Origin of the sequence: Mediterraneibacter sp. NSJ-151 (assembly GCF_022487435.1) — a bacterium.
In the GTDB taxonomy this organism is placed as follows: Bacteria; Bacillota; Clostridia; order Lachnospirales; family Lachnospiraceae; genus Schaedlerella; species Schaedlerella hominis.
In genome coordinates this window covers 35,469-59,238 of record NZ_JAKVPP010000015.1, presented here as the reverse complement: position 1 = coordinate 59,238, position 23,770 = coordinate 35,469, and the positions used below count along the sequence as shown (strand labels likewise).

Sequence of the window (23,770 nt, the reverse complement as noted above, 5' to 3'; positions counted from 1 at the left end):
ACAAATGTCTTTTCACACAGAATAAACTTCTTTATTAGTTCTTAAAGCTATGAATTGGAGCTGGGATTCTTCCCTTACGACTGATAAATGCCTCGCATCCAAATTCGTTGATTGGCATGATTGGTGCATAACCAAGTAATCCACCAAACTCTGCTACATCTCCTACATCTTTACCAATGACCGGAATCAGACGTACTGCTGTTGTTTTCTGATTGACCATACCGATTGCCATCTCATCTGCAATCATACCTGAGATTGTACTTGCACTTGTTTTTCCAGGGATTGCAATCATATCCAGTCCAACAGAACATACACATGTCATTGCCTCAAGTTTTTCCAATGTAAGCGAACCTGCATTTACTGCATCGATCATTCCCTGATCTTCACTGACAGGAATGAATGCTCCACTAAGTCCTCCAACATAAGAAGAAGCCATAACTCCGCCCTTCTTCACCTGATCATTAAGCATAGCAAGTGCTGCTGTCGTTCCTGGTGCTCCTACTCTTTCCAATCCGATTTCTTCCAAAATCTCAGCCACACTATCTCCAACTGCCGGAGTAGGTGCGAGAGACAAATCGATAATACCAAATGGAATACCCATACGCTTTGAAGCTTCTCCTGCAACAAGCTGTCCTACTCTTGTAACCTTAAATGCAGTCTTTTTAATCGTCTCACAAAGTTCTTCAAATCCTTTTCCACGAACCTTTTCCAACGCTTTCTTTACAACTCCAGGACCACTGACACCAACATTGATCACTGCATCTGCTTCTGTTACTCCTAAGAATGCACCCGCCATAAATGGGTTGTCATCCGGTGCATTACAAAATACAACTAATTTTGCACATCCAAGGGAATCATTATCTGCTGTTGCTTCTGCTGTTGCTTTCACAATCTCTCCACAAAGACGTACTGCATCCATGTTAATTCCTGTTTTTGTTGAACCCACATTCACTGAACTACAGATTCTCTCCGTCTGTGCAAGTGCCTGTGGAATTGAACGGATCAGATTTTCCTCACTTTTTGTCATGCCCTTTGACACAAGTGCTGAATATCCACCGATAAAGTTAACGCCCACTTCTTTTGCTGCTTTATCCAGTGTTTTAGCTATTGTCACATAATCTTCCGGTGTCTTACATGCAGCACTTCCGATCAAAGAAATAGGTGTAATAGAAATTCTTTTATTGACAATTGGGATTCCAAATTCTTTTTCAATATCCTGACCTGTTGAAACCAGATCTTTTGCCACTGTTGTGATTTTCTCATAAATCTTACGGTTTAATTCATCCAGGTTAGAATCAATACAATCTAATAGGCTGATTCCAAGTGTGATTGTTCTGACATCCAGATTCTCCTGTTCGATCATCTTATTTGTCTCAGATACTTCATACATATTAATCATAGCATTATTTCCTCACATATTCGTTTATTTGATCTTGTTTCTGTATGATACCTCTTACAGTCTATGCATCTTTTCGAAGATTTCTTCTCTCTGACAGCGGATTGCTACACCGATCTCTGTTCCAAGAGCTTCCAGTTCATCACAAACTACTGCGAAATCTTTTTTCATATTTGCTGCATCAACAACCATCATCATGTTAAAATATCCCTGTACGATTGTCTGAGAAATATCCAGAATATTAATCTGGTTGTCTGCCAAGTATGTACATACCTTTGCGATAATTCCTACGGTGTCTTTTCCCACTACAGTTACGATACATTTCTTCATGATTTTCTCCTCCTAATTGTCTCAAGATGTACATTGTTCCATATTATATTTCTGTCTATACCGGAAATCATATCCGGCACGCATACCTGAATATATCAGGCTAGACCTCTATGATATCAGATACCGAATCGCGCTTTGCGACCCACATATCCAGGTCTTCTCCTTTGTAAGCATTATCCGCCAGTGTCACTTCCAGCTTCACTGTTTCATATGCAAGTCTTGCATAATTATTCTCTTTGCTCAAGTGTCCCAGCATGATATGTTTCAAATTATCATGTAGTATATCACAAAGTAACTGACCTGACAATTCATTTGATAAATGACCTTTATCCCCAAGAATTCTTCTCTTTAACGGGTAAGGATATCCGCCTACTTCCAGCATATGTATATCATGGTTTGCTTCCAGTAAAACTGCATCCAGATTTTTTAGTTTTTTTACGATGTAATCATCATATGTTCCAAGATCTGTCGCAACTGCAACTGCTTTTCCTGCATTCTCCATCCGATATCCGCATGGTTCATTTGCATCATGCGAAATCTGAAATGGATGGATATCGATATCTCCCAACTGAAACATCTTATCTGTCTCGATTGGATGCAATAACCCTTCCGGCATTTTTCCAAGACTGGAAGATTTTTCAATTCCTCGGATTGTTCCCGGTGTTGCATAAATCGGTATCGCATATTTACGGCTAAATACCCCCAGTCCCTGGATATGATCTGAATGTTCATGTGTCACAAGAATTCCATCCAGTTCCTCTCCTTTCACATCCAGTTCTTTTAATCCTTCCTCAATACGCTTTTTGCTAATGCCTGTATCCACAAGCAAATGTGTATCATCGCTTCCTACATAAATACAGTTGCCACTGCTTCCGCTGGCAATGCTGCACATTCTCATAATATTTCTCCTATCTGCTTCTCTGTATCTTTAAAATCCCCACTGTTATCGATCACATGTGTACATACTTCCCGAAATAGTTCTTCTGAATTTTGTGATGCTATCATCCTTGTGATACGCTCATCGCTATATCCGCGGGATGCTTTTAATCTTTCTCTACGAATAGCTTCTTTCGTATAAATGTACCACATATCCTGACAGATATCTTCATATCCTGCCTCCGGCAACAGGGCCGACTCAATCACAAACAGTGGTGTATCTTTTTTCTGTTCCTCTATAATCTGACGGGTCACTTCCACCTTCACCTGGGGATGAACAATTTCATTTAACATTTCCAGCTTATCCGCATCTTGAAACACAATACTGCTTAAAACAGGTCTATTCAGCTCACCATCTTCTCCTATCACCTGTTCTCCGAATGTTTCTACGATTTTTTGAAAACATGGCTTTCCTCTTTTTTGTAATTCTTTTCCCACCTCATCAAGCTGACAAACTTTTGCCTTATATGTTTTTTCCAAATATCCAAGAACCTGACTCTTGCCCGAGCCAACTCCTCCTGTAATTCCTATTACTTTCATTTCATACTCCGCAATTATATTGCATATCTATATTGGCTTTGATATCGTTCCTTTGTTATTTTGCTTCATACCAGTTGTTTCCGCTGTGCATATCTACGATCAAAGGTACTTTTAGTTCTGCCGCATGCTCCATCTGGTCTTTTAAAATTGTCTGCACTTCTTCTACTTCATCCTGATATGCTTCGATCAACAATTCATCATGCACCTGCAAAATCAATCTGGATTTCATATTACGATTCTTTAATTCTCTGTTTACTCCGAGCATTGCTATTTTCATAATATCGGCAGCAGTTCCCTGGATCGGTGCGTTCATGGCTACTCGTTCTCCAAAATTTCTCTGCATAAAATTGCTTGATTTCAACTCCGGTACAGGTCGTCTTCTTCCATATAATGTCACTGCATATCCATGTTCTTTCGCATTTTCCACAGATTCATCCAAAAATGTCTTAATTCCCGGATAAGTTTGGAAATAATTCTCTATATATTGTGCTGCTTCTTTTCTTGTAATACTCAAATCCTGACTTAAACCAAATGAGCTGATTCCGTATACTATTCCAAAGTTTACAGCCTTTGCATTTCTTCTCTGCAAATCTGTTACTTCATCAAATGGAATATGGAATACCTGAGATGCCGTAATCCTATGAATATCTCTTGCCTCTCGGTATGCCTGAATCAACTGTTCATCCCCTGAACAGTGTGCCAATATACGCAATTCAATCTGAGAATAATCCGCATCTACAAAAACATATCCTTCTTCCGGGACAAACACCTTTCGAAGCAGTCGTCCAAGTTCTGTCCTGATTGGAATATTCTGCAAGTTCGGTTCTGTACTGCTGATACGTCCGGTAGCAGTAATCGTCTGATTAAAAGTTCCATGTATTCTTCCGTCTGTCTGAATAAAACCTGCAAGTCCGTCTGCATAAGTAGATTTCAGTTTTGTTAGCTGACGATATTCTAAAATCTCTGATACAATTGGATAATCCGGTGCCAGTTTATCTAATACATCTGCTGCTGTTGAATATCCGGTCTTTGTTTTTTTCCCGTTCGGCAGCCCCATCTTTTCAAACAAAATCACACCCAACTGTTTCGGTGAATTAATATTAAATACCTCTCCTGCTTTGTCATAAATATTCTTTTCAAGCTCCACAATTTTACTTCCGAGCTGCTCCCCATAAGTTTTCAAAGCGTCTGCCTCTATTTTCACCCCTGCATGCTCCATATCATACAAGGTAAATAATAATGGCATCTCGATCTCGTCAAACAATTTTTTCATCTTTGTCTCATCGAGCTTTTTCTTTAATATTTCTACAGATGCAAATGCTGTGTACGCTTCATAACAGGATTTTGTTTTTTCATCTGCTTTTTCATCAATTATCAAATTTAACTGTTCTCTGGCAATATCTTCAAAATCATAATCATTTTTCAAAGGATTCAACAAATATGCTGCCAAAATCGGATCAAAACAATGTTCTTCTTTTTCCACAGAAATCAATGATAAATATTTTTTCAGATTACATAATGCAAATGTATCTACCTTCTTTGCAAGCTCTGTAAGCTTTCCAAACAGATAATCCATGGTCACTTCCATGTCTGCCGGAATGGTATAAATTTTTTCTCTATCATAAGCCAGAGAAATTCTTCCGTATCCGGACTCGTGTGCAAATAATGGCAGAACATTTCCCGCATCTTCTGAAATTCCGACTCCCACAAGCTTTGTCTTCATTGCTTCCGCAAATACCTGTTCAATCTCTGCTTTTTCTGTGATTTCTTTAAAATATTCTTCTACATCATTCGAATCTGCCTCTACATCAAATCGTCCGAGAAGATTTTTAAACTGTAATCTCTGGAAATAATCATGTGCTTCCTTTGTATACATGTTGCCATGTCTGGCAGCCTCCAGATCAAATGGCACATCTGCATGGATATCAATTGTAGCAAGTGTTTTACTCAGTACTGCCTGATCCCAGAATTCATCCAGATTTTTGCTTGCTCTTGGCGGTTTTAACTCTGACACATGTTCGTGTGCATTTTCAATATTCCCGTATTCTACAATAATCTTTGTTGCAGTCTTCTCTCCGATTCCCGGCACGCCAGGAATATTATCCGCGGTATCTCCCATCAATGCCTTTACATCAATAAATTCAGTTGGTGTCACACCATATTTTTCCTTTACATCCGAAGCAAAGTAATCCTCTATCTCTGTACGGCCCTGCTTCGTCTTTGGAATTCTGATTTTGACATGTTCTGTTGCCAGCTGCAAAGTATCCCGATCCCCCGAGATAATCGCCACATCCATCCCTTTTTCTTCGCAGGAATGTGATATTGTTCCAAGCAGGTCATCTGCCTCTAAACCTGCTTTCTCGATCGTTGCAATATTCATTGCCTGCAGTACTTCTTTAATAACAGGAACCTGCTGTCTTAGTTCTTCTGCCATTGGTTTTCTTGTACCCTTATACTCCGGATACATCTCATGGCGAAATGTCGGCGCATGTACATCAAATGTAACAGTAAGATATTCTGGCTGTTCTTCATCTAATATTTTAAACAAAATATTCAAAAATCCATATATCGCATTGGTATGCAGTCCTTCCGCATTTGTCAAATCCGGAACACCGTAAAATGCTCTGTTCAAAATACTGTGTCCGTCTATCAAAACAATTTTCTCACGCATATCATCTTCTCCATTCAATGGCCTTTTAAATTCAAAAAGGCAATTCTTTCGCTTTTATGAGTATACACTAAATCCGCTTGTTTTTAAAGGGGAAGTTCTAACAGAAAGTACTCTAAAACTTGAAGATTTTTAGTTCTTCTGCTATATTATATTGCGTAATAATTGCAGTCTCTTACTCTTATGACTGCAATCCATAAATTTAGATTTTTTTACCACAATAAAAGGAGACTCTTATAAATGGATGGAATTATTTTTGATGTAGACGGAACGCTTTGGAACTCAACTGATGCTGTCGCAAAGGCATGGACAAAAGCGATCCGGGAAAACTCGGATCTTGATTTAATCGTTGATGCACCGCTTCTAAACAGAATCTTTGGCAAAACAATGGATGAAATCTGTGACATTGTTTTTCCTATGCTTCCTTTAAAAGAACGCACACACCTCGGAGATTTATGCTTTGAATATGAAAATCAACTGCTTGCAAAAGAACCTTGTCCTGTATTCGATGGAGTTGTAGAAACATTTCAAAAACTTTCCCAAAAGCACAAACTCTTTATTGTCAGTAACTGCGCCTGTGGTTATATAGAAGTTATGCTTTCTACTTCCGGTCTTGATAAATATGTTACAGACACGCTTTGTTTTGGTCAGACAAACACATCCAAAGGCAAAACGATCCGTACCTTAATGGAACGTAACAATCTAAAAGATGTTGTTTATGTCGGTGACACACAAGGCGATGCCGATGCATGCAAAGAAGCTGATGTTCCCTTCATTTTTGCAGAATATGGATTTGGTGATGTTCCTGATGCAAAGACAAAAATTAAAGACATCACTGACCTGACAACACTTTTTTAATTCTGCCGGATAATTTAAGGTGCAACAAATATTATCTTTCATTTGTTGCACCTTTTATGTATTTTCCCGGATGATTCACCTATGCTTCTGTCACCGTTTTATTTTTTATAAATTTTTTCAGTATGATTTTTACATCTTTAGTTTCCGATAATTTTCTACATTACCGTAATCTTTATGAATTCCATCATCTTCATATAGTGTATATTGTGCACCTTCAAATCCAATCATTTTCAAATTTTCTGTATCCAGCTCTGCCACAGATTCAGCTGTTTCTGCCAATGGAATGCATTTTCCACTTCGGATAAATAATGGCACTTCATTTAATGCAACCTCAACATAATGATTGCCTTTTTCCAAAATTTCTTCCAAGATTGTTCCGTCTGGTAAGAACTTGACAAACTTCATTGTCTCTGGAAGATAAACATAACGGCCTCGTGCATTCTGTTCGTAAACCGGTGCAATCATAATCTCATTTCCAAGCATTAACTGATCTTCTACACGAACAGCCCTCTTATCCTTTGGATATTCAAACGCCAATGGCTTAAAATACATATCGTCATTCAATGCAGCTTTCATATATTCACTGTACAAATATGGAATCAGACGATATCTGACACCTATTACATGCTGAAAATCTTCAATCTGCTCAAACTGATAACATTCCTGCTCTCTCGTGCCCTTTGCCGCATGATCACGCATCAATGGTGTAAAGACACCTAATGCAAGATGGCGTAACAACAAATCTCTTGTTGTATCTGCCCCAAATCCACCGAGGTCTGCTCCTGTATACAAGAAACCACACATATTCAAGGACGGCATCATTTTCAAATTTAACAAAATGTGTGACCACCAGGATTTGTTATCTCCTGTCCATATTCCACCATAACGATGCATGCCCACATACGAAGAACGCGAGAACATAAGAAAACGTTTCTCAGGATCAATCCGTTCAAATGCTTCTCCTGCTGCTCTGGTCATATTATACCCGAACAGATTGTGCACTTTGTCATGACGCACTTTCTTTCCATTTACAAGATGATAAAATCTACGATAATCTTCATGATTATTTGCAAGTCCAAATAATTTTCCACCTACTTCCCACAAGTTCACCTTGCCTTCTTCATCATCTGCAAATCGTCTTGCAACCTCCTTTGCTTCGGCAAGCCCTTCTTTTGAGTAGAAAATAGACGGCTCATTCATATCATTCCAAAAACCTTCAATTCCCTGCTCTGTCAAAAAACGATACTGGTCTCCAAACCATTTTCTTGCATCTGCATTCAATACATCTGGGAAATGTGTATCTCCCGGCCAAACTGCTGCCACAAAATCACTTCCGTCTTCACGTTTACAGAAGTATTGTTTTTCCACACCTTCTTCATAAATCGAATATCCATCTTCGACTTTAACACCTGCATCAATAATCGGTATCAAGCGAATATTTTTATCTTTCATTTCCTGTACAAATCCCGGGAAATCTTTAAAGTTTTCCTCATTTAATGTAAAATCTTTAAAATCCTGCATGTAATCAATATCCATATATATCATATCCAATGGAATATGATTCTCACGATATTTTGCTGCCACTTCACAAAAATCTTCTTTTGTCTCATATCCCCATCTGCTCTGTCCGAATCCAAACGCAAATTTAGGTGGGATATAACTACGTCCGATTGCTTTGCGGAACTGTTTTACAATATCGTATGCATTTTCTCCTTCAAATACATACAAATTCAAATCCGCATTTTCACAGGATACTTTCATTGTATCCATTCGTGTATATCCAATATCAAATGTCAATGTTGACGGATAATCAAAGAACATTCCAAATGTCTGCTTGCCGCTCACAATAATAAAATTATGTGCCGCATATAAAGAGCGTTTATCTTCTGTATGTTCAGGATCATCTGAACAGTCACTGATATAACAATAACCTCTCTTATTAATTCCTCGATTCGCCTCACCAAGACCATAAACGATATCATCGTCATCCATAATATAAGTAAATACAAATCCTTCTTTCTGTGAAATAGTTCCGTACTTTGGATTTCCTTTTGTTGCATCAACCTTCTCTACGATTGCTTCTGTGTCAAATGGATTTCCATATTCATAACGCTTCATTTTGATTCCTCCCTAGTTTTATTTTCGTCACTTGTCTGATAAATGGTTGCCTTATAATCACAGTATATCGTTATGGATTTGATATTTCTTGCAATATCCGCTATAATTATAACACAATATTGACTTTTTATAGGTGTTATAAATTTAATTGATACATTTGAAAGGACTTTGATTTATGTATAATAAAACTTATCTCGATACTTCCTTAAAGGAACATGCATCTCACGGAACCAAAAAGCATCCTATGATCGGACTCCACTTTGAATCAGGAAACAACTCATTTTATCCAAATCATTTCTTTGTGGAGCGCCACTGGCATCACACAATAGAAATCATCTTAATCCTCAAAGGAAGTTATGAATTTGAAATCAATCTGGAGCAATATATATTAAACGAAGGTGATATTGCTTTTTTAAATAGTGGGGATTTACATCAAATCACCGGGTTAAAAAAAGGCACCATACACGACGTATTCATTTTCAATCCTGAGCTTTTGGCTTTTCAATATTCTGATGCATTGCAGACAGATATCCTGCAGCCATTTATAAACCATGATAATATTTTTCCTCACGTATTACACCCAAATGATGCTCTTTATCCTGTGCTTTATCCACGGATTCAAAAAATTTTGCATGATTCTCTCTTACAAACTGAAAATTGGTATATTTCCTGTAAGTTGCAGTTATTGGAATTGATGAGCACGATGTATTTGCATCATTTTTTTCTTCAGAAAAACGATACACTTTCATCCTGTGAACGCCAGAAAATTGCACGCTACAAAAAACTTGTTTCCTATATGAAATTGCATTATCCTGAACATATTTCTTTAGATAACCTTGCTGAAATTGCGGAATGTAACAGCCAATACCTATGCCGTTTTTTCAAAGATATCACCGGTATGCCGCCAATGAAATACCTGATTCAATACCGTATCGAACAAGCTTGTGAAATGTTGCGAGATACTACTAAGAGCGTACTGGAGATTAGTTTGGACTGCGGATTTGAAAATGTAAGTTATTTTATTCGAAAATTTAAAGAGCTGAAAGGATCTACGCCTCAAAAGTATCGACAACTTTAATGACTCTTATCCCTTACCATTAATCTTTTATTTTTAGTATATTGACTTTTTCGCAAGAGATGATATCATAATGATATCAAATGAATTTCATTCTATTTCAAAGGAGGAATCAAGATGAATGAGAAAATATTGTCAACTAAAAAGAATGGAATGGGAATGCTTCTGCTTTTTTCTTTCCTTTATATGATTGCAATTGCCGGATGTATTTTTTCTGCTATATCCATGGGATTTTCAGTTACTGCACCTGCTATTACTGTATTGATTATCAGTATTATCTGGCTTAGTATTGGATGGGTTCCATTCCTCGGTCTGAAAGTCCTTAAACCACAGGAAGCTCTCGTACTTACTCTTTTCGGTAATTATGTGGGGACACTTAAAGAGGCTGGATTCTATTTTGTGAATCCTTTCTGTACAAGTGTAAATCCTGCTTCCAAAACAAAATTAAGCCAGAGTGGTGATGTTGATAATAATGCAAAGAAAAATGCAAATCTTTCTAACATTTTAGGAATTTCTACAACCGGAACATCAGAAGAATCTTCAAGCAAAAAGATTTCTCTCAAGGTTATGACACTCAATAATTCCCGTCAGAAAATTAATGACTGTCTCGGAAATCCAATTGAAATCGGGATTGCTGTCACATGGCGCGTAGTGGACACAGCGAAAGCTGTTTTCAATGTAGATAATTACAAAGAATATCTTTCCCTGCAATGTGATGGTGCGCTTCGTAATATTGTCCGCATCTACCCATATGATACTGCACCTGATGTAGATACAACGGGGGATGGTCAGGCAGATGAAGGAAGTCTGCGTGGCTCCAGTGAGATTGTTGCCGCGAGAATCCGCGAGGAAATTCAGAATAAAGTGGCTGATGCAGGTCTTGAGATTATTGAAGCAAGAATCACTTATCTTGCTTACGCCCCTGAAATTGCCGCTGTTATGCTTCAACGTCAGCAAGCCTCTGCAATCATCGATGCAAGAAAAATGATTGTTGACGGTGCTGTCGGAATGGTTGAAATGGCTCTTAATCAATTAAGTGAAAAAGATGTTGTAGAACTGGATGAAGAACGTAAGGCTGCTATGGTATCTAATCTACTGGTTGTTCTGTGTGGTAACCATGACACCCAACCAATTATTAATTCTGGAAGCCTGTACTAATTATGGCTGAAAAGGATAATAAAAAGAAACAAGTCCCTCTGCGCCTCTCCAACAAATTGTACGACGCAATTGCAGCCTGGGCAGAAGATGATTTTCGTTCTGTGAATGGTCAGATTGAATATCTTCTGACTGAATGCGTCCGACAACGAAAGAAAAATGGGAAATATGTTTCTGAACATCTGGATGAGCCGATTGATTTAGATATTTCTTAAAAAGATAGTTTATCTCAGTCGAGAAGACTCCCACCTCTTCAGGTGGTGAGTAATAGCAAATTTGTCTCAGTGGGAGTCCAATCTCCGACTGAGATAAACGCTCCGCGAGGATGCGCAGTGATTCTGATAGGAATATGTCAGCTTCGCTGACCAGAATCACGCGTCAAGTCTCACGGACGTTCGACTTGAATGATATGCAAAATAAAAAAGGTCCATTGGACCTTTTTTTCGTATACATAACAATAAAAAACCTGAGAACAATTACTGCTCTCAGGTCTTGATTCATGCGGATGGCGGGACTTGAACCCGCACGTAGTCACCTACGCAAGATTTTGAGTCTTGTGCGTCTGCCATTCCGCCACATCCGCTCGCGGTTCGTATTAACTCCGAACCGAGATTTATCTTACCATATCATTTCTACTTTTGCAATAGCTTTTTTTGATTTTTTTCAATTTTTTTCAAAAAAACATAAAATTTCTTTAATTCAATATGTTTTTATTAAAAAATCTCAAATTTTTGAGCTGCCAGACACTTCAAACCAACTACTTATATTTACACTTTATCCTTCTTTATGCTATACTTTGACATGTTCATCTATTCAGATTATGACACTAAATCTATTTTACTACAAGGAGAATTTTCATGAATACCATTATTACAATCGAACCGACGATTTCTATGTTTCTGATTGTCTGTCCGTTTTTATTTCTCGCTGGATTGGTTGACGCAATCGGCGGCGGAGGCGGTCTGATCTCGCTTCCTGCTTATCTGATTGCCGGACTTCCTACCCATACTGCGATTGCAACTAACAAACTTTCATCAACCTGCGGGACTACCCTTGCAACCGCCCGCTTTATCAAGAATAGCCTGGTAAATTTTAAATTAGCAGTTCCATCCGTTATTATGGCAATTATCGGCTCTGCCATCGGAGCTCATATTTCTCTGATTATTCCCGAAAAAATAATGATGCATGTACTGATTGTCATTCTGCCGATTGCTGCGTTTTTTGTACTAAACAAAAAGCTGTTCCATGATAATGAAACCGATGTTATTACACTTGATAAACGTACTTATCTCACTGCTTCCATTGCTGCTTTTGTGATTGGAATGTATGATGGATTTTATGGTCCGGGAACCGGTACATTTTTAATTATCGCCTTTACTGTATTTGCTAAACTTAGTATTAAAACAGCCAATGCACAGGCAAAAGTTATTAATCTTACAACCAATATCACTTCTTTAGTCATATTCTTTTTAAACGGGCAGGTACTTATTCCTCTTGGAATTGCTGCTGCCCTTTGTAATATGCTTGGAGGTTATCTTGGCGCAGGAATGGTAATGAAAAGTGGAGCTAAAATTGTTCGTCCTAGTATTTTACTTGTACTATTTCTGCTCCTGCTGAAAATCATCATATAGGGACGGAGTTTTCCGGCTCTTTTCCGATGGAAAAAGCTGGAAAACCCCGTCCCTATTCGTCCTATTCGGCTTTTTAATGTCAATAATGACCTATTTTTTACACAAAAACATATCTAAACAATTTATTTGAGTAATGCTATTATAATACACGTAGCAAGGGAAAAGAAATTTTCCAAAACAATTATGTAAGATAAGAAAAGGAGATATATTATGTTTGATTTTGCATTAACACCAGAAATGTCAAAAGAATTTTTTAACTATCAGGAAGAATTATTAAATAAAGTAGTTTCTTCAATCAAAAAATATTTTTCAGAAAATTGTGAGACAATTGTCAAGGGGCTTGCATGTATGAATGGTAATTTTTCTGGATATATGTACAGAAAGTAAGATGCCATGGCTGAAAATATTTTAATACTCAACAAATAAGGAGTAGAATTCCATTATAAGAATTCTGCTCCTTTTATTTTTTGTCTATTTATTATTTTACAAGTAAAGATTTACCTGTCATCTCAGCTGGCTGTTCCATTCCCATCAATTCGATTAATGTAGGAGCGATATCTGCCAGACATCCACCTTCTCTTAATTTGTATGCAGGATCTGCATTTACAAGAATAAATGGAACCGGATTTGTTGTGTGAGCTGTAAATGGCTCTCCAGTTTCATCATCGATCAGCTGCTCTGCATTTCCGTGGTCTGCACAAATAAACATCTGTCCATCTACTTCTTTGATGGCATCTACTGCTTTGCCAACACACTCATCAACAGCTTCAATCGCTTTGATTGCTGCATCTTCTACACCAGTATGTCCAACCATATCCGGATTAGCAAAGTTGATGATAATTACATCATACTTATCAGATTTGATTGCATCTACTAATTTATCGCACACTTCATATGCACTCATCTCAGGTTTCAAGTCATATGTTGCTACCTTTGGAGATTTTACAAGAATTCTGTCTTCTCCTTCATTTGGCTCTTCTACTCCACCATTAAAGAAGAATGTTACATGTGCATATTTTTCTGTTTCTGCAATACGAGCCTGTTTCAGACCATTTTTTGCAAGGAATTCTCCAAATGTATTTGTAATTTCATCTTTTACAAATGCAACCTGTTTGTTTTCGATTGTAACATCATACTCTGTAAAGCAAACAAATGTTGTTTTTACTCTTTCTCCTCTTTCGAATCCTGTAAATTCATCATCGCAAAGAGTTCTTGTGATCTCTCTTGCTCTGTCAGGACGGAAGTTAAAGAAGATAACAGAGTCATTTTCTTTGATTGTTGCGAGTGGTGCACCATCTTTTACAATGACTGTTGGAAGTACAAATTCATCTGTCACATCATTGTCATAAGATGCCTGAATTCCTGCTGTAGCAGACTCAGCTGTCTCGCCTTCCCCTTTAACGATTGCATTGTAAGCTTTTTCCACACGATCCCAACGATTATCACGATCCATTGCATAATAACGTCCTGATACGCTTGCAACCGCTCCAACACCAAGTTCTTTCATCTTAGCTTCTAACTGCTCTACATATTCTTTTCCTGATGCCGGAGGTGTGTCACGTCCATCAAGGAAGCAATGTACATATACTTTTTCAATTCCTTGTTTTTTAGCAAGTTCAAGAAGTCCAAATACATGTTCAATATGGCTGTGTACTCCACCATCAGACATTAATCCCATTAAATGCAGTGCAGAATCATTGCTCTTTACATTTTCGCAAGCTGCAATAAGTGCTTTATTCTCAAAGAACTCTCCATCCTGGATTGCTTTTGTGATCTTTGTAAGATCCTGATATACAATTCTTCCTGCTCCCATGTTCAGATGTCCTACTTCTGAGTTACCCATCTGTCCATCTGGAAGTCCTACAGCCATTCCACTTGCATAGCCTTTTACAAATGGATATTCTGCCATAAGCTTATCCATAACCGGAGTTTTACCTTCAGCAACAGCATTGCCCTTTTCTTTATCATTCAATCCATATCCATCAAGAATCATCAATACGGTTGGTTTTTTACTCATTATATGTGTTTCCTTTCTATCTTTAAGGTAACAGCAATCGTGGAGAGCCTGTTCGACTCCCCACGCCAATGCTTTTTAATTATTTGTAGTTCACAATTTTTCCAAAATCAGCTTTGAGGGAAGCTCCTCCAACAAGACCTCCATCGATATCTGCCTGAGCAAATAACTCTGCTGCATTACCAGCATTTACAGATCCGCCGTACTGAATGCGAATTGCTTCAGCTGTAGCTTCATCATAAACTTCAGCGATGCAAGCACGGATTCCTGCACAAACTTCTTCAGCCTGCTCTGTTGTAGCTGTTTTTCCTGTTCCGATAGCCCAGATTGGCTCGTAAGCGATAACTGCTTCTTTAGCCTGATCTGCTGTTACATTCTGGAATCCAACTTTAACCTGCTGGCGGATAAAGTCCATTGTAACACCCTGTTCTCTCTGCTCAAGAGTTTCTCCACAGCACATGATTGGTGTAAGACCATGCTCAAATGCTTTAAGAACTTTTTTATTTACATCTTCGTTTGTCTCTCCGAAGTAATCTCTTCTCTCAGAATGTCCAAGAACAACATATTTTACTCCTGCATCTACAAGCATTGCTGGAGAAATCTCTCCTGTGTAAGCTCCGCTCTCTTCGAAATACATGTTCTCAGCACCAACCTGGATGTTTGTTCCTTTTGTTGCTTCCACAACAGGAACGATGTCGATTGCTGGTACACAGAATACAACATCAACTTCTTCATTTGCTACTAATGGTTTTAATTCTTCTACAAGTGCTACTGCCTCACTTGGAGTTTTGTTCATTTTCCAGTTTCCTGCTACAATTTTCTTTCTTGCCATTTTATTGGCCTCCTCATCTATTTTTTGTTAAAACAATTTTATTATTCAAAATCATTTGCTGAATAACAGATAATTAACGGTCATTTGCTGCTGCAACACCTGGTAATTCTTTTCCTTCAAGGAATTCCAGAGAAGCTCCACCACCTGTTGAGATATGTGTCATCTTGTCACCATATCCAAGCTGGTTAACTGCTGCTGCAGAATCTCCACCACCAATGATTGTAACTGCATCAGTATCAGCAAGTGCTTTTGCAACTGTCTCTGTTCCTGTAGCGAATTTAGGCATCTCGAAACATCCCATTGGTCCGTTCCATACAACTGTCTTCGCATCTTTTACAGCGTCAGCATATAACTTAGCTGTCTCTGGACCTACATCAAGTCCCATCCATCCTTCTGGAATCTCTCCCATAGGAACTACTTTTGTATTTGCATCATTAGAGAATTCATCTGCAATGATTGCATCTACAGGAAGAAGAAGTTTTACACCTTTTTCTTCAGCTTTTTTGATCATATCCAATGCATACTGGCAGTAATCCTCTTCAAGAAGAGAATTTCCTACTTTTCCACCCTGAGCTTTACTGAATGTGAAGCACATTCCACCACCGATGATCAATGTATCTACTTTATCAAGTAAGTTCTCGATTACAGAGATTTTGCTTGAAACTTTAGAACCACCAAGGATTGCTACGAATGGTCTCTCTGGATTGTTTACTGCATTACCAAGGAAATCAATCTCTTTCTGCATTAAGTATCCAACAACTGCTGTATCAACGAACTGTGTTACACCAACGTTAGAGCAGTGTGCTCTATGAGCTGTTCCGAATGCATCGTTAACGAATACATCACACAGAGATGCAAGATCTTTGCTGAATGCCTCTCCGTTCTTTGTCTCTTCAGCTCTGTAACGAGTGTTCTCAAGAAGGATGATATCTCCATCTTTCATAGCTTCTACTGCTGCTCTTGCGTTTGGTCCTACTACTTCTGGATCAGCAGCAAATTTTACTTCCTGTCCAAGTAATTCTGATAAACGAACTGCTACTGGAGCAAGTGATAATTCTGGCTTTGGCTCTCCCTTTGGTTTTCCAAGGTGAGAACAAAGAATAATCTTTCCTCCATCTGCAACTAATTTTTTGATTGTTGGAAGAGCTGCTACAAGACGGTTTTCATCTGTAATTTTTCCATCGATCAATGGAACGTTGAAGTCGCATCTTACAAGAACTCTTTTGCCCTTTACGTTGATATCATCTACTGATTTTTTGTTAAGCATAGTTGTAATTCTCCTTTTTTATAAAGCATTTTAAATTTATAGAAAATCGTTCCTTATAAATTTAAAAAGGGTCCGGCCCCAATAAGACCGGACCCTTTGTGAGTCTATTTCCGGACATACATCCGTTTCATATTCCCAATTTCGGCTTACAGTAATGTTCCGAAATGTTTGATTGTTCTTACCATCTGGCTTGTGTAAGAGTTCTCGTTGTCATACCAAGATACAACCTGAACCTCTGTATTTCCATCACCTGTTGGAAGAGCCATTGTCTGTGTAGCATCGAACAGAGAACCAAATTTCATTCCTACGATATCGCTAGATACGATCTGATCTGTGTTGTATCCGAATGATTCGTTAGAAGCTGCTTTCATAGCTTCGTTGATCTGGTCAACTGTAACTTCACCTTTAACTACTGCTGTAAGGATTGTTGTTGATCCTGTTGGAGTAGGAACACGCTGAGCAGAACCAATCAGTTTTCCGTTCAGTTCTGGGATAACCAGACCGATTGCTTTTGCTGCACCTGTGCTGTTAGGTACGATATTAACTGCTGCTGCACGAGATCTTCTGAGGTCACCTTTTCTCTGTGGCCCATCAAGAGTCATCTGATCTCCTGTATATGCATGGATTGTGCACATGATACCAGACTGAATTTCTGCAAGATCATTCAATGCTTTAGCCATTGGAGCTAAACAGTTTGTTGTACAAGAAGCTGCTGAGATGATTGTATCATCTTTTGTAAGCTGCTCGTGGTTTACATTGTAAACGATTGTAGGAAGGTCATTTCCTGCTGGTGCAGAAATAATAACGTGTTTAGCACCTGCATCGATATGAGCCTGAGCTTTTGCTTTAGATGTGTAGAATCCTGTACACTCCAGAACAACGTCAACACCAATCTCTCCCCATGGAAGTTCAGCTGCGTTAGCTTTTGCGTAAATTTTGATTTCTTTTCCGTCAACTGTGATAGAGTCTTCTCCTGCCTCTACTTTGTCAGCCAGTGCATATCTTCCCTGTGTTGAATCATATTTCAACAGGTGAGCAAGCATGCTTGGAGATGTTAAATCGTTGATTGCTACAATTTCAAATCCCTCTGCTCCGAACATCTGTCTGAATGCAAGACGTCCAATACGTCCAAAACCATTAATCGCTACTTTTACTGCCATGATTAATTCCTCCTAAAGTTATATAAATTGTTAACTGTAATACAGTCTATCATGGTGATATCCATTTAACAAAGCTCAATTACTTTGTTAAAGATTCATCAACTGAGATTATTGTACTAAAACAAAAACAAAAATTCAAGTCCTAAATCCATTTTGTTTGTTTTTTATGTAAGTTGTTTAAAAATCGGTTTTCTTTCTTCAAATTCTGTATAATATTTAAACCCACAAGCCTTTAAGACATCATTTACCTTTCCGAAATCATATGCAATATGTTCCGGCTTATGTCCGTCCGCTCCAATCGTTATGATTTCTCCTCCAAGCTCCCGGTATCTTTTCAACACATCCGGGTGCGGATTACAAAACGGAAGTCCATATTTCCATCCTGCGGTATTTAACTCAATGCCCTTTCCAAGCTCAATAACGCGTTTTAGAATTTCATCAATAATATCTGAAAACTCTGTCTGTGAATATTCTTTTTCCTTGTAAGTCCCATAACGCACTACATAGTCCAAATGCCCCAGCACATCGAATGCTGTTACATGTTGCAGGTTTTCTAAAGTATTCTCAAATCCTTTTCTATATAATTCGCGGTCCGACAATTCAGCGAACCCCTCTCTGTAGTACGGATCTTTCCCATCTACCAGATGTACAGAACCAATTACAAAATCAAATGGATACTGTTGTGTCAGTTTTTGATAGAATTCTTGCAAATGAGTCTGCAGTCCAAGCTCTATTCCAATTCGAATATGTATCTTATCTTCATATTCTTTCTGTATTTTTTTCATGGTATGCATATATTCATCCAAATCGAATTGAAAAGCATCTTTCCCAAATTCTGTATCAGAAGGAAAATCTTTATCAAAATGATCTGTAATGCAAATTGATCTTAATCCTTTTGCTATTGCACCATCTATCATTTTTTCCACCGGCGTATCACTGTCTGTAGAAAAAATGGTGTGCATATGGCTGTCGCTTAATATCATATGATTGTTCCGCCTCCAAGTACATATTCTCCATCATACAATACAACTGCCTGTCCCGGGGTCACTGCTCTTTGTGGTTCTTCAAATGTACAGGTAATCTCATCTTCACCTGTTTTTTCTACCGTACACCAGGCACCTTTATGATTATATCTGATTTTTGCAAAAACTCTTTTTGGTTCCGGCAAATCTTCAACCGACATAAAATTCACCCTGTTTGCCTTTAATGTGGTTGTCATTGAATCTTCATTTGTTCCAATCACAACTTCATTTGTCTCCGGACGAATTTCCAATACAAAAGCCGGGTATCCCAATGACAGACCAAGACCTTTTCGTTGCCCCACTGTATAATGAATGATTCCTTTATGCTTTCCTAAAACCTTCCCATCTAATGTTACAAAATTACCTTCCGGAATTTTTACACCTGCATTTTCTTCTATATAAGCAGCATAGTCTCCATCCGGTACAAAACATATATCCTGACTGTCCGGCTTATTTGCAACCAATAATCCTATCTTCTCTGCTATCTTGCGAATCTCATCTTTTGAATACTGTCCGACTGGCATCAACGTTCTTTTCAGTTGTTCTTGTGTCAAATTGTACAGTGCATAAGTCTGATCCTTTGCCAGTGTAGCAGAACGCCGAATCGCATATCTGCCATTCTCAAGCTGATCAATTCTCGCATAATGTCCTGTCGCAATATAATCTGCTCCAATTGAAAGACTTCTTGTCAGCAAGGACTCCCATTTTACATATCGATTGCATGCAATACACGGATTTGGAGTTCTTCCATGAAGATATTCATCCACAAAATAATCTATCACATTTTCTTTGAATTCCTGTTTGAAATTCATTACATAATATGGAATTCCCAAATTTGCTGCTACGCGGCGTGCATCTTCTACTGCACTCAACCCGCAGCATCCACCATTTTCTTCTTGTACAGCCTGTTCTTCATCCTGCCAGATCTGCATTGTCACTCCTACTACATCATATCCTTGTTCTTTCAACAGATATGCTGCAACAGAAGAATCCACACCTCCGGACATTCCTACTACTACTGTGCTCATTAATATTCCTCTTCTTCCTCTTCTTCACCTTCATGGATATCTGATTTTGGTTTTTCAAGTCCTTCAATCTTAATACCATTTTTTTCTGCATAATCCCAAAGTGCTGCATGGATGGCTTCTTCGGCAAGCAGTGAGCAATGTACTTTTACCGGTGGAAGTCCATCAAGAGCCTCCATAACTGCTTTGTTTGTAATCTGCATTGCCTCCTGGATATTTTTACCTTTTACAAGTTCTGTTGCCATACTGCTTGTTGCAACTGCTGCACCGCATCCAAATGTTTTAAACTTTACATCACGGATGATCTGATTTTCATCAATATCAAGATAAATTCTCATGATATCTCCACATTTTGCATTACCTACTGTACCTACTCCACTTGCGTTTTCGATTTCTCCTACATTTCTTGGATGTTGAAAATGATCCATAACTTTTTCTGAATACATATTATATTTCCTCCTGGTTTTCTTTCGCTTATCTTTTATTTATTTTGTTTTTTCACAAAATCCTCATATAATGGAGACATCTTTCTTAAATTCTCCACAATTGCTTTTAAGTTGTCTACTACATAATCCAAATCTTCTTTTGACACTTCCTCACTCAATGTCATTCTCAAAGAACCATGTGCAATTTCATGTGGAAGTCCGATTGCCAAAAGTACATGGGATGGATCCAATGAACCTGATGTACATGCTGAACCACTTGAAGCACAAATACCTTTCATATCAAGCATGATCAAAAGGGATTCTCCTTCTACAAAGCGGAAACTGAAATTCACATTATTTGGTAAACGTTTTTTTCTATCTCCGTTAAGGCGGCAATACGGAATCTCATTTTCAATTCTTTCGATCAGATAATCTCTCAATTCTATTTCTTTTGCAGTACGTTCTTTCATTGTGCTGATTGCACGCTCTGTTGCTTTTCCTATTCCGACGATTCCAGGAACATTCTCTGTACCTGCACGACGTTTTCTTTCCTGTGCACCGCCATGAACAAACGAACGTATTTTAACACCTGTTCTAATATATAAGAAACCGATTCCCTTCGGTCCATTCAACTTATGTCCACTTGCACTAAGCATATCAATATGACATTCATCTACATTAATTGGAACCTGTCCAAATGCCTGAACCGCATCTGTATGGAAGAGAATTCCATGTTCATGTGCAATCTCACCAATCTCTTTGATTGGCTGAATTGTACCAATCTCATTATTTGCAAACATAACTGAAATTAAAATTGTATCCGGACGGATTGCAGCTTTGAGTTCCTCCAAATCCACGACACCATTCTCATCTACATTAAGGTATGTCACTTCATAGCCACGCTTCTCAAGATATTCACATGTATGCAGAATCGCATGGTGTTCGATTTTACTTGTGATAATATGTTTTCCTTTTTTCTCGTAAGCTTCCGCTGTTGCTTTCAGTGCCCAGTTGTCGGATTCCGAACCACCTGCTGTGAAATAAATTTCATTTGTTTTTGCACCCAATGCATTTGCAATTGTTTCTCTTTGCTTTGTAATCACTTCTTTGTTCGCAGCAGCAAATCCATAAATACTAGATGGATTTCCATAATGTTCTGTAAAATATGGAAGCATTGCTTCTACAACTTCCGGTGCAGTTTTTGTTGTTGCTGCATTATCTAAATAAATTAATCTGCTCATTGTATTTCCTCCGCCAGTTCTATTATCTTGTCTTATTTTTTATCTTAATTCTTACATTTCCCAGACTGTGTCATACCTGCATCACAGCATTTCTGTTTACTTTCTTCTACAAGTTGATCTAACATAATACTGTCTACCGTCTGATTGATACTGTCATTAATCTTTTGCCATACATATTTGGTAACGCAATTTTCCGAGGCTGAACAGCCTTCTTCAGCACTGAGCCCTGAACATTCTACCGGATCTAAACTTCCCTCCAATGCTCTTAATACATCTCCTACTGAAATCTCATGCATATCTTTTCCTAATATATACCCGCCTCCGGCGCCTCGTATACTTTTTACGATTTCTGCTTTCTTAAGCTTTGCCATAAGCTGTTCTAAATAACGTTCTGAGATTCCCTGTCTGTTGGAAATGCTTGTTATAGAAACAGGCTCCTCCTCACTATATTGTGCCAGATCGATCAGCGCACGCAGTCCATATCTTCCTTTTGTAGATAATTTCAATTTATCACCTTCTGACTTTTTATGCATCTATTTCCTAGTGTTTTATTTCCTACTGTTTTAATTCCTATTATTCTGCTAGGATTTTACATTGGTAGAATATCATTTTTCTATTGTTCTGTCAAGGAAGGGAATTGAATATTTTATAGAAATAGCATTTTGAAATCACAGTTTTTTCTTTTTATAATTGTGATTATATAAGGTTTTCTATGTCTAAAAAGCAATCAATTATTCTCGGAACAGTTATTTTAACATTAACTGGTTTTCTAAGCCGGTTTATAGGATTTTTTTATCGTATTTTTTTGAGTCGTGTTTTTGGTGAAGAAGGCATCGGTCTTTATCAGCTTATTTTCCCTGTATATGCACTTTGCATCTCATTTTCCATTTCTGGTATAGAAACCGCTCTTTCTCGTACCGTTGCCCGCAAACAGGCTCTTGGCAAACCCGATGAAGCCAAAGAAGTTTTATTATCAGGATTAACTATCGCTTTCTTTCTTTCCCTTTTTTGTACTTTCTTTATTCAAAAAAACGCATTCTTTATCGCCGATAGGCTTTTACATGATTCCCGCTGTAAAAACATGCTAATCATCTTGTCCTATGCTTTCCCTTTCTGTGCTATTCACAGTTGTATCTGTGGATATTATTATGGTCTTAAGGAAACTAAGATTCCTGCTATTTCGCAGCTTATAGAACAAAGTACTCGTATTTTATCCGTTTACATTTTTTTCTTCCTTCTAATCCGAAAAGGACATACCGTATCTATTTCCATAGCCGTCAGTGGTCTTGTTATAGGTGAATTATTTTCAACCGCATATGCCGCACAAATTTTTAATTATTTTTCTTGTACTTTGACTACAATAACTAATCTATGCAAAAATTTTCCCCGTCACTTACGCGAGTTATTATCTTTGTCCATTCCACTCACTGCCAATCGCGTATTAATTAATCTCTTACAGAGTATAGAAGCAATTTCCATCCCTGTGCAATTAAGACGTTTTCAGTATTCCGCTTCGGAGTCTCTTCGGATTTACGGTGTATTAAACGGAATGGCTTTGCCATGCATTCTTTTCCCTACGGCTGTCACTAGTTCATTGTCTATTATGTTGATGCCCGCTGTTGCTGAGATTCAGGCAGCTCAAGATCCTTCTTCTTTACTACGAATTATAAAAAAAGTAAGCAGATTTTGTTTTTCTCTTGGTTTATTCTCCTGTTTATGCTTTCTGCTTTTTGGTCATTTACTCGGAAATATTCTTTTTCATAGTGATTCAGCCGGAAATTTTATTGTAACGCTTTCTTGGATTTGCCCTTTCTTGTATGTAAATTCTTCTTTTTTAAGTATTATAAATGGTCTGGGTAAAACAGGATGGACATTTCTAATTAATACATTCGGCTTGTCTGTAAGAATTCTCAGTGTTTTTTATATCATCCCGCTCTTTGGAATACAAGGTTATTTATGGGGACTGCTCAGCAGTCAATTACTTGTCAGTCTTCTTTGCATTCTTCTTATCTATCACTGGTTTTCTATAAACCAATAAAAAATATGGTAGTTTCATGCATTTTAATTTACATGAAGC

Annotated in this window: 22 protein-coding genes and 1 tRNA gene; 7 read left to right on the top strand and 16 right to left on the bottom strand. The window is 38.0% G+C overall.

The features are described 5' to 3' along the window. Positions 1 to 34 precede the first annotated feature (34 nt). The 5 genes from LQE94_RS13650 to polA form a co-directional block, all read right to left on the bottom strand. On the bottom strand, positions 35 to 1,399 hold the full coding sequence (locus LQE94_RS13650) for a PFL family protein (protein WP_240577939.1): 1,365 nt from the start codon (positions 1,397 to 1,399) through the stop codon (positions 35 to 37). Between the two features lie 54 nt (positions 1,400 to 1,453). Next, complete coding sequence (locus LQE94_RS13645) at positions 1,454 to 1,726, bottom strand: ACT domain-containing protein (RefSeq protein ID WP_022075764.1); 273 nt, start codon at positions 1,724 to 1,726, stop codon at positions 1,454 to 1,456. 100 nt (positions 1,727 to 1,826) lie between these two features. Beyond that, positions 1,827 to 2,624 (bottom strand): MBL fold metallo-hydrolase, encoded by a 798-nt coding sequence (locus LQE94_RS13640; RefSeq protein WP_022075765.1) that lies wholly within the window; start codon positions 2,622 to 2,624, stop codon positions 1,827 to 1,829. Next, positions 2,621 to 3,202, bottom strand: a complete 582-nt coding sequence (gene coaE, locus LQE94_RS13635; protein ID WP_240577938.1) for a dephospho-CoA kinase — start codon at positions 3,200 to 3,202, stop codon at positions 2,621 to 2,623. The genes LQE94_RS13640 and coaE overlap by 4 nt, the downstream gene beginning before the upstream one ends. A 55-nt stretch (positions 3,203 to 3,257) precedes the next feature. Continuing rightward, positions 3,258 to 5,873 (bottom strand): DNA polymerase I, encoded by a 2,616-nt coding sequence (polA, locus tag LQE94_RS13630; protein WP_022075767.1) that lies wholly within the window; start codon positions 5,871 to 5,873, stop codon positions 3,258 to 3,260. Between the two features lie 237 nt (positions 5,874 to 6,110). Here polA and LQE94_RS13625 point away from each other — a divergent pair, with 237 nt between their 5' ends. Then, the gene (locus LQE94_RS13625) at positions 6,111 to 6,728 is read left to right on the top strand and encodes an HAD family hydrolase (protein WP_240577937.1); all 618 of its coding nucleotides are present in this window, start codon (positions 6,111 to 6,113) and stop codon (positions 6,726 to 6,728) included. A 129-nt stretch (positions 6,729 to 6,857) separates the two neighbouring features. On the opposite strand, the gene LQE94_RS13620 is transcribed toward LQE94_RS13625, so the two are convergent. Next, a complete protein-coding gene (locus LQE94_RS13620; RefSeq protein WP_240577936.1) occupies positions 6,858 to 8,846 on the bottom strand; it encodes a glycoside hydrolase family 31 protein in 1,989 nt (662 codons plus the stop codon). 175 nt (positions 8,847 to 9,021) lie between these two features. Between LQE94_RS13620 and LQE94_RS13615 the strand changes: the two genes are divergently transcribed. The 3 genes from LQE94_RS13615 to LQE94_RS13605 all read left to right on the top strand — a co-directional run bounded on the left by LQE94_RS13615 (position 9,022) and on the right by LQE94_RS13605 (position 11,291). Continuing rightward, entirely contained in the window at positions 9,022 to 9,924 is a 903-nt protein-coding gene (locus LQE94_RS13615) for a helix-turn-helix transcriptional regulator (RefSeq protein ID WP_240577935.1), read from the top strand. A 114-nt stretch (positions 9,925 to 10,038) separates the two neighbouring features. Beyond that, entirely contained in the window at positions 10,039 to 11,079 is a 1,041-nt protein-coding gene (locus LQE94_RS13610; protein WP_240577934.1) for an SPFH domain-containing protein, read from the top strand. A gap of 2 nt (positions 11,080 to 11,081) precedes the next feature. Beyond that, positions 11,082 to 11,291, top strand: coding sequence for a PTS ascorbate transporter subunit IIC (locus LQE94_RS13605; RefSeq protein ID WP_117989646.1), 210 nt, complete (start codon positions 11,082 to 11,084; stop codon positions 11,289 to 11,291). Positions 11,292 to 11,576: 285 nt separating this feature from the next. Here the strand turns inward: LQE94_RS13605 and LQE94_RS13600 are convergent. Then, a tRNA-Leu gene (locus LQE94_RS13600) sits at positions 11,577 to 11,659 on the bottom strand. A 274-nt stretch (positions 11,660 to 11,933) separates the two neighbouring features. On the opposite strand from LQE94_RS13600, the gene LQE94_RS13595 reads away from it, so the two are divergent. Then, positions 11,934 to 12,707 (top strand): sulfite exporter TauE/SafE family protein, encoded by a 774-nt coding sequence (locus LQE94_RS13595; protein WP_240577933.1) that lies wholly within the window; start codon positions 11,934 to 11,936, stop codon positions 12,705 to 12,707. Between the two features lie 210 nt (positions 12,708 to 12,917). Next, positions 12,918 to 13,094, top strand: a complete 177-nt coding sequence (locus tag LQE94_RS13590) for a hypothetical protein (RefSeq protein WP_240577932.1) — start codon at positions 12,918 to 12,920, stop codon at positions 13,092 to 13,094. Positions 13,095 to 13,185: 91 nt separating this feature from the next. On the opposite strand, the gene gpmI is transcribed toward LQE94_RS13590, so the two are convergent. The 9 genes from gpmI to LQE94_RS13545 form a co-directional block, all read right to left on the bottom strand. Further along, on the bottom strand, positions 13,186 to 14,724 hold the full coding sequence (gene gpmI / locus LQE94_RS13585) for a 2,3-bisphosphoglycerate-independent phosphoglycerate mutase (protein WP_240577931.1): 1,539 nt from the start codon (positions 14,722 to 14,724) through the stop codon (positions 13,186 to 13,188). Positions 14,725 to 14,803: 79 nt separating this feature from the next. Then, a complete protein-coding gene (gene tpiA, locus LQE94_RS13580; protein WP_117989620.1) occupies positions 14,804 to 15,553 on the bottom strand; it encodes a triose-phosphate isomerase in 750 nt (249 codons plus the stop codon). A gap of 73 nt (positions 15,554 to 15,626) precedes the next feature. Beyond that, positions 15,627 to 16,820 carry a phosphoglycerate kinase gene (locus tag LQE94_RS13575; protein WP_022075780.1) on the bottom strand — a complete coding sequence of 398 codons (1,194 nt, stop codon included), beginning with the start codon at positions 16,818 to 16,820 and terminating at the stop codon, positions 15,627 to 15,629. 146 nt (positions 16,821 to 16,966) lie between these two features. Next, entirely contained in the window at positions 16,967 to 17,980 is a 1,014-nt protein-coding gene (gap, locus tag LQE94_RS13570; RefSeq protein ID WP_118723862.1) for a type I glyceraldehyde-3-phosphate dehydrogenase, read from the bottom strand. 164 nt (positions 17,981 to 18,144) lie between these two features. Continuing rightward, entirely contained in the window at positions 18,145 to 18,963 is an 819-nt protein-coding gene (locus LQE94_RS13565) for a histidinol-phosphatase HisJ family protein (RefSeq protein WP_022075782.1), read from the bottom strand. After that, entirely contained in the window at positions 18,960 to 20,030 is a 1,071-nt protein-coding gene (gene mnmA / locus LQE94_RS13560; RefSeq protein WP_022075783.1) for a tRNA 2-thiouridine(34) synthase MnmA, read from the bottom strand. Before mnmA ends, LQE94_RS13565 begins: the two co-directional genes overlap by 4 nt. Beyond that, positions 20,030 to 20,473, bottom strand: coding sequence for a Fe-S cluster assembly scaffold protein NifU (gene nifU / locus LQE94_RS13555; RefSeq protein ID WP_118737107.1), 444 nt, complete (start codon positions 20,471 to 20,473; stop codon positions 20,030 to 20,032). Before nifU ends, mnmA begins: the two co-directional genes overlap by 1 nt. Positions 20,474 to 20,508: 35 nt before the next feature. After that, positions 20,509 to 21,693 (bottom strand): cysteine desulfurase NifS, encoded by a 1,185-nt coding sequence (nifS, locus tag LQE94_RS13550; protein ID WP_118723864.1) that lies wholly within the window; start codon positions 21,691 to 21,693, stop codon positions 20,509 to 20,511. Between the two features lie 44 nt (positions 21,694 to 21,737). Next, on the bottom strand, positions 21,738 to 22,199 hold the full coding sequence (locus tag LQE94_RS13545; protein WP_118723978.1) for an RrF2 family transcriptional regulator: 462 nt from the start codon (positions 22,197 to 22,199) through the stop codon (positions 21,738 to 21,740). A gap of 206 nt (positions 22,200 to 22,405) precedes the next feature. Between LQE94_RS13545 and LQE94_RS13540 the strand changes: the two genes are divergently transcribed. Then, on the top strand, positions 22,406 to 23,731 hold the full coding sequence (locus tag LQE94_RS13540; protein ID WP_240577930.1) for a polysaccharide biosynthesis protein: 1,326 nt from the start codon (positions 22,406 to 22,408) through the stop codon (positions 23,729 to 23,731). The last annotated feature ends 39 nt before the right edge of the window (positions 23,732 to 23,770 follow it).

Coding starts and splice junctions, on each gene's coding strand:
- LQE94_RS13565 (WP_022075782.1), bottom strand. CDS start 18,963: ATGATATTAAGCGACAGCCATATGCACACCATTTTTTCTACAGACAGT.
- LQE94_RS13645 (WP_022075764.1), bottom strand. CDS start 1,726: ATGAAGAAATGTATCGTAACTGTAGTGGGAAAAGACACCGTAGGAATT.
- polA (WP_022075767.1), bottom strand. CDS start 5,873: ATGCGTGAGAAAATTGTTTTGATAGACGGACACAGTATTTTGAACAGA.
- gpmI (WP_240577931.1), bottom strand. CDS start 14,724: ATGAGTAAAAAACCAACCGTATTGATGATTCTTGATGGATATGGATTG.
- LQE94_RS13595 (WP_240577933.1), top strand. CDS start 11,934: ATGAATACCATTATTACAATCGAACCGACGATTTCTATGTTTCTGATT.
- LQE94_RS13615 (WP_240577935.1), top strand. CDS start 9,022: ATGTATAATAAAACTTATCTCGATACTTCCTTAAAGGAACATGCATCT.
- LQE94_RS13640 (WP_022075765.1), bottom strand. CDS start 2,624: ATGAGAATGTGCAGCATTGCCAGCGGAAGCAGTGGCAACTGTATTTAT.
- nifU (WP_118737107.1), bottom strand. CDS start 20,473: ATGTATTCAGAAAAAGTTATGGATCATTTTCAACATCCAAGAAATGTA.
- LQE94_RS13625 (WP_240577937.1), top strand. CDS start 6,111: ATGGATGGAATTATTTTTGATGTAGACGGAACGCTTTGGAACTCAACT.
- mnmA (WP_022075783.1), bottom strand. CDS start 20,030: ATGAGCACAGTAGTAGTAGGAATGTCCGGAGGTGTGGATTCTTCTGTT.
- nifS (WP_118723864.1), bottom strand. CDS start 21,693: ATGAGCAGATTAATTTATTTAGATAATGCAGCAACAACAAAAACTGCA.
- LQE94_RS13610 (WP_240577934.1), top strand. CDS start 10,039: ATGAATGAGAAAATATTGTCAACTAAAAAGAATGGAATGGGAATGCTT.
- LQE94_RS13590 (WP_240577932.1), top strand. CDS start 12,918: ATGTTTGATTTTGCATTAACACCAGAAATGTCAAAAGAATTTTTTAAC.
- LQE94_RS13605 (WP_117989646.1), top strand. CDS start 11,082: ATGGCTGAAAAGGATAATAAAAAGAAACAAGTCCCTCTGCGCCTCTCC.
- LQE94_RS13620 (WP_240577936.1), bottom strand. CDS start 8,846: ATGAAGCGTTATGAATATGGAAATCCATTTGACACAGAAGCAATCGTA.
- tpiA (WP_117989620.1), bottom strand. CDS start 15,553: ATGGCAAGAAAGAAAATTGTAGCAGGAAACTGGAAAATGAACAAAACT.
- gap (WP_118723862.1), bottom strand. CDS start 17,980: ATGGCAGTAAAAGTAGCGATTAATGGTTTTGGACGTATTGGACGTCTT.
- LQE94_RS13575 (WP_022075780.1), bottom strand. CDS start 16,820: ATGCTTAACAAAAAATCAGTAGATGATATCAACGTAAAGGGCAAAAGA.
- coaE (WP_240577938.1), bottom strand. CDS start 3,202: ATGAAAGTAATAGGAATTACAGGAGGAGTTGGCTCGGGCAAGAGTCAG.
- LQE94_RS13540 (WP_240577930.1), top strand. CDS start 22,406: ATGTCTAAAAAGCAATCAATTATTCTCGGAACAGTTATTTTAACATTA.
- LQE94_RS13650 (WP_240577939.1), bottom strand. CDS start 1,399: ATGATTAATATGTATGAAGTATCTGAGACAAATAAGATGATCGAACAG.